General features: G+C 72.8%; 10 protein-coding genes and 1 pseudogene. 8 read left to right on the forward strand and 3 right to left on the reverse strand.

Annotation, left to right across the window (positions count from 1 at the left end):
• From B0E53_RS29185 to B0E53_RS29205, 5 genes are all read left to right on the forward strand, one after another.
• Positions 1-2,407 (forward strand): Rne/Rng family ribonuclease (locus tag B0E53_RS29185; protein WP_210406257.1); only part of this gene is annotated, 2,407 nt, incomplete at its 5' end.
• A 293-nt stretch (positions 2,408-2,700) separates the two neighbouring features.
• Positions 2,701-3,015, forward strand: a complete 315-nt coding sequence (gene rplU, locus B0E53_RS29190) for a 50S ribosomal protein L21 (protein ID WP_107078949.1) — start codon at positions 2,701-2,703, stop codon at positions 3,013-3,015.
• Positions 3,016-3,026: 11 nt separating this feature from the next.
• Entirely contained in the window at positions 3,027-3,281 is a 255-nt protein-coding gene (rpmA, locus tag B0E53_RS29195) for a 50S ribosomal protein L27 (RefSeq protein ID WP_013288010.1), read from the forward strand.
• Between the two features lie 90 nt (positions 3,282-3,371).
• Positions 3,372-4,832: a GTPase ObgE gene (gene obgE / locus B0E53_RS29200; protein ID WP_107078950.1), complete on the forward strand. Its 1,461-nt coding sequence runs from the start codon at positions 3,372-3,374 to the stop codon at positions 4,830-4,832.
• A 70-nt stretch (positions 4,833-4,902) separates the two neighbouring features.
• Positions 4,903-5,352 (forward strand): GNAT family N-acetyltransferase, encoded by a 450-nt coding sequence (locus B0E53_RS29205; protein WP_107078955.1) that lies wholly within the window; start codon positions 4,903-4,905, stop codon positions 5,350-5,352.
• Between the two features lie 8 nt (positions 5,353-5,360).
• Here the strand turns inward: B0E53_RS29205 and B0E53_RS29210 are convergent, their stop codons facing one another.
• Together B0E53_RS29210 and B0E53_RS29215 are read right to left on the reverse strand one after the other, a co-directional pair.
• The gene (locus tag B0E53_RS29210) at positions 5,361-6,020 is read right to left on the reverse strand and encodes a DUF6766 family protein (protein WP_107078951.1); all 660 of its coding nucleotides are present in this window, start codon (positions 6,018-6,020) and stop codon (positions 5,361-5,363) included.
• Positions 6,021-6,145: 125 nt separating this feature from the next.
• On the reverse strand, positions 6,146-6,628 hold the full coding sequence (locus B0E53_RS29215) for a DUF4383 domain-containing protein (RefSeq protein WP_107078956.1): 483 nt from the start codon (positions 6,626-6,628) through the stop codon (positions 6,146-6,148).
• 201 nt (positions 6,629-6,829) lie between these two features.
• Here B0E53_RS29215 and B0E53_RS29220 point away from each other — a divergent pair, with 201 nt between their 5' ends.
• Genes B0E53_RS29220 through B0E53_RS29230 form a run of 3 tightly spaced genes read left to right on the forward strand, consistent with a single transcriptional unit; the run spans position 6,830 to position 8,758 of the window.
• A complete protein-coding gene (locus tag B0E53_RS29220) occupies positions 6,830-7,615 on the forward strand; it encodes a hypothetical protein (RefSeq protein ID WP_107078952.1) in 786 nt (261 codons plus the stop codon).
• Positions 7,616-7,646: 31 nt separating this feature from the next.
• Positions 7,647-8,111 carry a phage holin family protein gene (locus tag B0E53_RS29225; RefSeq protein ID WP_107078953.1) on the forward strand — a complete coding sequence of 155 codons (465 nt, stop codon included), beginning with the start codon at positions 7,647-7,649 and terminating at the stop codon, positions 8,109-8,111.
• Positions 8,108-8,758, forward strand: a complete 651-nt coding sequence (locus tag B0E53_RS29230) for a DUF3618 domain-containing protein (RefSeq protein WP_107078954.1) — start codon at positions 8,108-8,110, stop codon at positions 8,756-8,758. Before B0E53_RS29225 ends, B0E53_RS29230 begins: the two co-directional genes overlap by 4 nt.
• Before the next feature lie 87 nt (positions 8,759-8,845).
• On the opposite strand, the pseudogene B0E53_RS29235 reads toward B0E53_RS29230, so the two are convergent.
• Positions 8,846-9,027: pseudogene (locus B0E53_RS29235) on the reverse strand (glycosyltransferase family 2 protein); the annotation flags it as partial.

Genomic DNA, 9,027 nt, shown 5'->3' on the forward strand with positions numbered 1-9,027 from the left:
CGACGAGGCCCGCCTGGCCCGCGCCGGTGGTCCGGAGGACCGGACCGGTGAGGTGTCGCCGGGCGCCGCCGTGCCGGGCACCGCCGAGGAGCCCGCCCCGACCACCCGTCGGCGCCGGGCCGCGCTCTCCGCGCCGACCGTCCTGTTCATGCCTCCCCAGCCCGAGGAGGCCCCGGTCGTCCGGGTCACCTACCCGGTCGCCGAGGAGCCGGTCGAGGAGCCGGCGGAGACCGGCCGGCGGCGCCGGCGCGGCCGCCGCGAGGCCGAGCCGGTCGAGGTCGAGGTCGAGGAGGAGCCGACCGCCGAGGCCGAGGAGATCGCCGAGGCGGAGGAGGACGAGGACGAGGCGGCCATGCGTCGCCGTCGCCGTCGGGGCCGCCGGGGCCGGGGCCGCGGTCGGGGCGCCGAGGATGCCGAGGACGAGGAGGCCGAGGAGGCCGTCCGGGCCGAGGCGGCCGAAGCCGAGGCCGAGGAGACCGAGGACGAGGAGGAGGCCGAGGGCGAGGGGATGACCCGTCGTCGCCGTCGGCGTCGCCGCCGTGGCGCGGGCGAGGCGGAGACCGCCGCCGAGGACGGCGTGCCCACGGTCGTCAAGATCCGCGAGCCGCGCAAGGCCGTCGACGAGGTGCAGGGCGTCTCCGGCTCGACCCGGCTGGAGGCCAAGCGGCAGCGCCGCCGGGACGGCCGCGAGCAGCGGCGCACCCGCCCGCCGATCCTCAGCGAGTCGGAGTTCCTGGCGCGCCGGGAGGCGGTCGACCGGGTGATGGCCGTGCGCCAGCGGGGCGACCGGACCCAGATCGCGGTCCTCGAGGACGGCGTGCTGGTCGAGCACTACGTGACCCGCAACTCGTCCGGCACCATGGCCGGCAACGTCTACCTGGGCAAGGTGCAGAACGTCCTGCCCAGCATGGAGGCGGCCTTCGTCGACATCGGGCGCGGCCGCAACGCCGTGCTCTACGCCGGCGAGGTCAACTGGGACACCACCGGCCTGGAGGGCCGGGCCCGCTCGATCGAGCAGGCGCTCAGGTCCGGCGACTCGGTGCTGGTGCAGGTCACCAAGGACCCGATCGGGCACAAGGGCGCCCGGCTCACCAGCCACATCGCGCTCTCCGGCCGGCACCTGGTCTACGTGCCGAACGGCAACGCCTCCGGCATCAGCCGGAAGCTGCCGGACACCGAGCGCAAGCGGCTGCGGGACATCCTCAAGAAGCTGGTGCCGGACGGCGCCGGCGTGATCGTCCGGACGGCCGCCGAGGGCGCCAGCGAGGACGAGCTGGCCCGGGACGTCAAGCGGCTCCAGGCGCAGTGGGAGGAGATCCAGGCCAAGGCGGCCGAGGGTGGCGCCCCGGTGCTGCTCTACGAGGAGCCCGACCTGGTCATCCGGGTGGTCCGGGACCTGTTCAACGAGGACTTCCGTGAGCTGGTCATCGAGGGCGAGCCGGCGTACGACCTGGTCGAGTCCTACCTGTCGCACGTCTCGCCGGACCTGGTGGCGCGGCTGCGCCGGCACGCCGGCACCACGGACGTCTTCGCCGAGTACCGGATCGACGAGCAGATCCTCAAGGGGCTGGACCGGAAGGTCTTCCTCCCCTCCGGCGGCTCGCTGGTGATCGACCGGACCGAGGCCATGACCGTCATCGACGTCAACACCGGCAAGTACACCGGCTCCGGGGGCAACCTGGAGGAGACGGTCACCCGGAACAACCTGGAGGCGGCCGAGGAGATCGTGCGCCAGCTCCGGCTGCGCGACCTCGGCGGCATCGTGGTGATCGACTTCATCGACATGGTGCTGGAGTCGAACCGGGAGCTGGTGCTGCGCCGGCTCACCGAGTGCCTGGGCCGGGACCGCACCAAGCACCAGGTCACCGAGATCACCTCGCTCGGCCTGGTGCAGATGACCCGCAAGCGGATCGGCGCCGGCCTGCTGGAGGCGTTCAGCGAGACCTGCGAGTGCTGCAAGGGCCGGGGCGTCATCATCCACACCGAGCCGGTGCCGGAGAAGCCGCGCGGCGGCGCGGGGGAGAAGGTCAAGGCGGTCGCCTCGGCCGTCACCGCCCCCGCCGGTGAGGAGAAGGGCCGGCGCCGGGGCCGCAAGGCCGCCCCGGAGAAGCCCGCCGCGGAGGCCGCGGAGCAGCCCGCCCCGGCCGCGCCGGAGAAGGCCGTCGCCGAGGTGGTCGACAGCCCGGACGACGACTACTACGACACCCAGGGCTACGACCTGTCCCGGTTCGAGACCCGGACGGCGGCCGCCCCGGCGGTCACGGACAGCCAGGAGGGCGACTCGGCCCGGCTGGCCGCCGCGGACGACCCGGACGCCCTCGGCGACGGGGACGAGGAGGGCGCCGACACCGGCACCGCCCGCCGGCGGTCCCGGCGTGGCGGCGCCCGGCGGCGTACCCGGCCGTGAGCCGCTGACCTGCACACGTTCGACAGGGCCCCTGCCCCGGCCACAGAGTCCGGGGCGGGGGCCCTGTCGTCTCCGTCGCCCCCTCCGAGGACCGCTTCACGGTGTGCTCGGCCTCACCGCCGCCCCGAACCGGTGGCCCGGTTTGGGTGGCGGGCCGGGTATGGCGTACGCTTGCCTGCGGCGCACTTTGGTGTGCCGAGTTCCCGCGTGCCCGCGCTGCCGGTGTCACGGCTCCCGGCGAGACGCCGTGGGAACGACCGCCAGCAGCCTCAACGACAGGGAGTCCGCCTCCGATGTACGCGATCGTCAAGACCGGCGGCAAGCAGTACAAGGTCGCCGAGGGCGACGTGATCGAGGTCGAGAAGCTCGCCGGTGCCCCCGGCGACGCGGTGAAGCTCACCGCGGTGCTCCTCGTCGACGGTGACGACCTGGTGACCGACGCGACGAAGCTTGCCAATGTCGCGGTGTCCGGCGAGATCGCCGCGCACACCAAGGGCCCGAAGATCCGGATCCACAAGTTCAAGAACAAGACCGGCTACCACAAGCGCCAGGGTCACCGCCAGCCGCTGACCCAGGTCAAGGTGACCGGCATCTCCAGCGGGAAGTAGGTCGTCCTCCAATGGCTCACAAAAAGGGTGCGTCCAGCTCGCGTAACGGTCGCGATTCCGCGGCCCAGCGGCTCGGCGTGAAGCGCTTCGGTGGTCAGGTCGTCAGCGCGGGTGAGATCCTCATCCGTCAGCGTGGCACCAAGTTCCACCCCGGTGACCTGGTCGGCCGTGGCGGCGACGACACGCTGTTCGCGCTGGCCGCCGGCTCGGTCCAGTTCGGCACCAAGCGCGGTCGCAAGACCGTCAGCATCGTGCCGCAGCAGTAATTTTCCGGCGAAGCGGGCCGCGGACCTCGTGTCCCGGCCCGCTTCGTCTTTTCTCGCGCGGGGGCGTGCCCCGCTGGAAGGATTGGCGTCGTGACGACGTTCGTTGACCGGGTCGTCCTGCACATGCAGGCCGGCGACGGCGGGCACGGCTGTGTCTCCATCCACCGGGAGAAGTTCAAGCCGTTCGGCGGCCCCGACGGCGGCAACGGCGGGCACGGCGGCAGCGTCTCGCTGGTCGTCGACCCGCAGGTGACCACGCTGCTCGACTTCCACTTCCGGCCGCACATGAAGGCCGAGAACGGCAAGGGCGGGGCCGGCTCGAACCGGGACGGGGCCAACGGCCACGACCTCATCATCAAGGTGCCGAACGGCACCGTGGTGCAGACCCTCGACGGCGAGGTGCTGGCCGACCTGGTCGGCCCGGGCACCACCTTCGAGGCGGCCCGGGGCGGGCGCGGCGGCCGGGGCAACGCCTCGCTGGCGAACGCCCGGCGCAAGGCCCCCGGCTTCGCCGAGCTGGGCGAGCCCGGCGACCGGCTCGACGTGGTGCTGGAGCTGAAGAGCGTCGCCGACGTCGGCCTGGTGGGTTTCCCCTCCGCCGGCAAGTCCTCGCTGATCTCGGTGATCTCCGCCGCCAAGCCGAAGATCGCCGACTACCCGTTCACCACGCTCGTGCCCAACCTGGGCGTGGTCCGGGTGGACAACCACACCTTCACCGTCGCCGACGTGCCGGGGCTGATCCCGGGCGCGGCCACCGGCAAGGGGCTGGGCCTGGAGTTCCTCCGCCACGTCGAGCGCTGCGCCGTGCTGGTGCACGTGGTCGACACGGCGACGCTGGAGCCGGGTCGGGACCCGCTCGCCGACATCGACGCCATCGAGTCCGAGCTGACCCAGTACGGCGGCCTGACCGAGCGTCCCCGCCTGGTCGCGCTCAACAAGATCGACGTACCGGACGGGCGGGACCTCGCCGACATCGTCCGGCCCGACCTGGAGGCCCGCGGCTTCCGGGTGTTCGACGTCTCCACCGCCACCCGGGAAGGGCTGCGGGAGCTGATGTACGCGATGGCCGAGCTGGTCGACCAGGCCCGCCGGGCCGCGCCGCCGGCCGAGCCGACCCGGATCGTGATCCGCCCGAAGGCGGTCGACGACGCCGGCTTCACCATCGAGGCGGAGGAGGACGGCTCCTACACCGTCCGGGGCAACCGTCCGGAGCGCTGGGTCAAGCAGACGAACTTCGACAACGACGAGGCGGTGGGCTTCCTGGCCGACCGCCTGGCCCGCCTCGGCGTCGAGGAGAAGCTGGCCAAGGCCGGCGCGCAGGCGGGCGACCTGGTCCGGATCGGCGACCGGGAGTTCGACTGGCAGCCCACCCTCTACGCCGGCGTCGACTTCGTTCCCGGCAACCGGGGCACCGACGTCCGGCTGGAGGACAAGTCGACCCGCATCTCCGCCGCGGAGCGGCTGGCGGCCCGCAAGGCGCGCCGGGTGCGCTCGGACGACGAGGTGGCGGCCGCCCCGCAGGACGACGCCGACGACGAGGACTGGGAGTAGTTCCGCTCCGTCCGTGTTCGGGATGTTGGCCGGAAACCTCCGCGAAATCCGGCCGACCTACCGTGACGGAGTGCTGATCGAATCCCGTCCCGCCACCGATCCGGAGATCGCCACCCTGGTCGCCGCACAGCAGCGCGAGCTGCGCGAGGCCGACGGCGGTCTGGACGGGCAGGCGACGATCACCCACGACGACATCCGCTACCTGGCGGTGGTCGACGGCGGGCGGGCGGTCGCCTGCGGGGGGCTCCAGGCCTTCGACGCCGACACCGGAGAGCTGAAGCGGATGTACGTCCGGCCGGCGTACCGGGGGCGGGGGATCGCGCGGCAGTTGCTGGCCGCCCTGGAGGAGCTGGCCTTCCGGCAGGGGCACACCACCGTCTGCCTGGAGACCGGCACCTACCTCCCGGCCGCCATCGGCCTCTACCGGTCCTGCGGCTACCGGCCCGTCCCGGTGTACGGGGAGTACGTCGACAACCCGTACAGCGTCTGCTTCGCCAAGCGCCTGCCGGTTGCCGCCTGAGCGGACGGCTACGCGCCGGTCTGGGCGTGCGCGGCGGTGACCGGCTTGGACTCGGGGCTGGCGTGCTGGCGCAGCACGATGCTGAGCAGGATCAGCACGCCCACCGCGAGGAACTCGCTCTGCCAGTTCTGCATCGACTGGAACCAGAAGTCGCTGGTGCCGAGGAACTGCCAGGCGCTGATCGGGGCGGCGCCGCTCTGCAACGCCTGCTCCTCGTTGTACGTGGCCACGCCGCCGAAGAGGTGGCCGAGGAACGCCCCAGCGAAGATCATCAACAGCGCGATGGAGAGGCTGTTCCGGTAGACCACCAGCGGCAGGCCGCCGGCCCGCACCGGCCAGGGGGAGTCCGGGGTTCCGTGCCGCGGGTCGTCCTCGGGCCGGTCCGTCTGGCCCTCCGGCTTCGACTCGGCCGAGCCCTTCTGCACCAGGTACGCGGTGAGCAGCACGTAGCCGCCCATCTGCAGGAACTCCGACTCCCAGTTCTCGAAGACCGCCTCGGCGAAGTGCCCGGTGCCCAGGTACGCCCACCAGCTCAGCGGCGTGGCGCCGTACTCGGCCAGATCCTCGTTGTGCACCTGCCAGCCGAACACGCTCTGCAACACCAGGAAGACCACGAACGCGCCGAGCATGGCGACCGTCAGCGCGTTCTCCCGCAACCACCGTGGCATCGCCGGACCTCCTCGTCCCGCCGGGGTCACTCCCCGTGGTTGGTCCTCCTGCCCCGGGCGGTGATCGGGCAAACGCGTCCCCGGTGTGTCGCGGGCGACGCCGCCCGAACGGGTGACCGTGCTGGTCAGGGTCGGTCGAGGGGGCTGTCCGGCCGGCCGCCGGTGCCCACCTCGTTGTTCAGCAGCAGGCCCAGGGCGAGCATGCCGAAGCCGAGGAAGAGGTGCAGCCAGTTGTCGGCGTCGTTGAGCGGTATGAAGTTCGCCGCGGTCTCCCGGTCGATGGCGAAGCCGTACAGCCAGAGGCCCAGGTAGGCCGCGCCGCCGCCGGCCAGGAACAGCCGCGCCCCGGCGATCCGGCGGGCCAGCACCAGGCCGACCAGGCCGAAGAGCAGGTGCAGCAGGTTGTGCAGGATCGACACCTGGAACAGGCCGATCAGCTTGGCCTCGGAGTGGTGGCCGGCGAACCTCAGGTCGCCGTAGTGGGTGGTGAAGCCGGGGACGAAGCCGAGCACGCCGATCAGCACGAAGACGGCGGCCACCGCGAGGGCGACCTTCTGGATCGCCGGCCGGGACCGGGCCGGGGCGCGTCCGCGCACGGCACGTGCCATCGCTGTCACCTCCGTGGAGCTCACCGCCGCCCGGGCGGGCAGACCCTCCATTGTGTGACCGCCGCGGGTGGCTTCCGCAGAGAAATGACGAATCAGGCATGGACCCGGCAACCGGGGGTAGGGATTTCGACACGCCGACAGACACGTTCGGCGTGATCCCCCCGAGCACAACCGCTACGAATTCCGAGCGGAAGGGACATCATGACCTACGATCTCTCATCCACGTCCGGCACGTACGAGTCGACCAACGGCGGCGGGGTCCGTGACCAGGCCCGCCAGGTCGGCAACGAGGCCGCCAACGCGGGCGGCGCGGTCGCCCAGACCGCCAAGGAGCAGGGCCAGGAGGTCGTCGGCGAGGCGAAGCGCCAGGCCCGCAACCTCTACGGCGAGGCCCGGAACCAGGTCACCGCCCAGACCAGCCAGCAGCAGCAGCGCGCGGCGAGCGGGCTGCGGTCGCTGGCCGAGGAGATGCGCTCGATGGCGCAGAACGGCGGTGGCGCGGGCCCGGTCACCGAGCTGGCCCACCAGGCCGCCGACCGGGTGCACGGCGTGGCCGGCTGGCTGGAGCAGCGCGAGCCGGGCGACCTGCTCAACGAGGTGAAGACCTACGCCCGCCGCAACCCGGGCACGTTCCTGCTCGGCGCCGCCGTGCTCGGCGTGGTCGCCGGCCGGCTGACCCGGAACATCGCGGCGATCGGCGACGGCGCCGACGGTGTCCGGCCGTCCTACGACCCGGACCGGACCGCGGTCATCCCGACCTCCCGGGCGGTGCCGGAGCAGGTGCCGACGGGCGGCTACCTCGATCCGACCCCCGGCACGTACGCCGAGCCGGACCCGGGCTACTCCGCGCCGGGCGTGACCTACCCGGGTGGCGGCGCCCCGAACACCTGGGCCGACCCGGAGGGTGGCACCGGCCAGCCGCTGCCCCCGCCGAGCCGGACCGACCCGCTGCCGGGCGTGCCGTCGAGCGGCGTCAACCGTCCGTGAACGGCCTGACCGGCAGAAGGGAGGCGACGGCATGAGCATGCCGACGCAGGGGTCCGGACTGGACTCCGGCTACCAGGCGGCGGGCGCGCCGCCCACCGCGGACGAGGTCCGGGGCAGCTCGATCGGTGAGCTGATGCGCCAGGTCACCACCGACCTCTCCACGCTGTTGCGCCAGGAGGTCGAGCTGGCCAAGGCCGAGATCCGCCAGGAGGGGAAGAAGGCGGGCAAGGCCGCCGGCCTCTTCGGTGGCGCCGGGTTCGGCGGCTACATGGTGGCGCTCTTCGTCTCCATCGCGCTGTGGCAGTTCCTGGACAACGTGATGGATTCGGGCCTGGCCGCGCTGATCGTGGCCGTGATCTGGGCCGTGGTCGCCGCGGTCCTCTACTCGATGGCGAAGAAGAACGCCGAGCGGATCCGCGGCCTCAAGCAGACCAACGACAGCGTGCAGCGCATCCCCGACGCGCTCAAGCCGCACCCGGAGGGAGTCACCCGATGAGCACCGACCCCGACCAGATCCGCCGGGAGATCGAAGCCACTCGCACCAACCTGAGCTCGGACGTGGACGCCCTGGCGTACAAGGTCAGCCCGAGTCGCATCGTCGACGACCGCAAGCAGCGCGTCCGCAGCGCGCTGACGAATGTGAAGGACAAGGTGATGGGAACCGCATCGGACCTCGGCCACAGCACCGGTTACGCCGCCCACTCGGTGGGCGACCACGCCTCCTCGGCGGCGTCCACGGTCGGCGACAAGGCGCACGCCGCCGCCTCGACGGTCGGCGACGCCGCCCAGCGGGCGCCGCACGTGCTGCGGGAGAAGTCCGAGGGCAACCCGATCGCCGCCGGCGTGATCGCCTTCGGCGTCGGCATGCTGGTCTCCTCGCTGATCCCGGCCAGCCGCCGCGAGCAGCAGGTGGCCGCCCAGGTCAAGGAGAAGGCCGCCGAGCACGGCGGCGTGGTCAAGGAGAAGCTGAGCGAGGTCGCCGGGGAGCTGAAGGAGGAGCTGCGCGAGCCGGCGCAGCACGCCACCGAGTCGGTGAAGGCCACCGCGCAGGACGCCGTGCACGCGGTCAAGGACGACACGAAGACCGCCGCGCGGGACGTCAAGGACACCGCGCAGCAGTCCCGCGACCAGGTGCGGTACTGACCAGGACGCCCGTAGGTCGCAGCTCGCGGCCACTCCCGGCAGCACGCCGGGGAGTGGCCGCGAGCTGTTCGCGTGCGAGGTGGCCGCTCAGCGCGCCAGCCGGTCCGTCCGGACCGGGGCCGGCGCGGCGCCGGTCTCCACCCAGAGCACCAGGTCGTCGGGGCGGCGTTCGGCCAGCCGCCGGCGCAAGGCCCGGGTGGAGTGCGCGACGGGGCGGGCGTCCGCACCGGGCCCGCCGTCGCGCAGCCGCCGGCCCACGGCCAGCCAGG

Source organism: Micromonospora sp. MH33 (genome assembly GCF_003013775.1).
Lineage (GTDB): Bacteria > Actinomycetota > Actinomycetes > Mycobacteriales > Micromonosporaceae > Micromonospora > Micromonospora fulviviridis.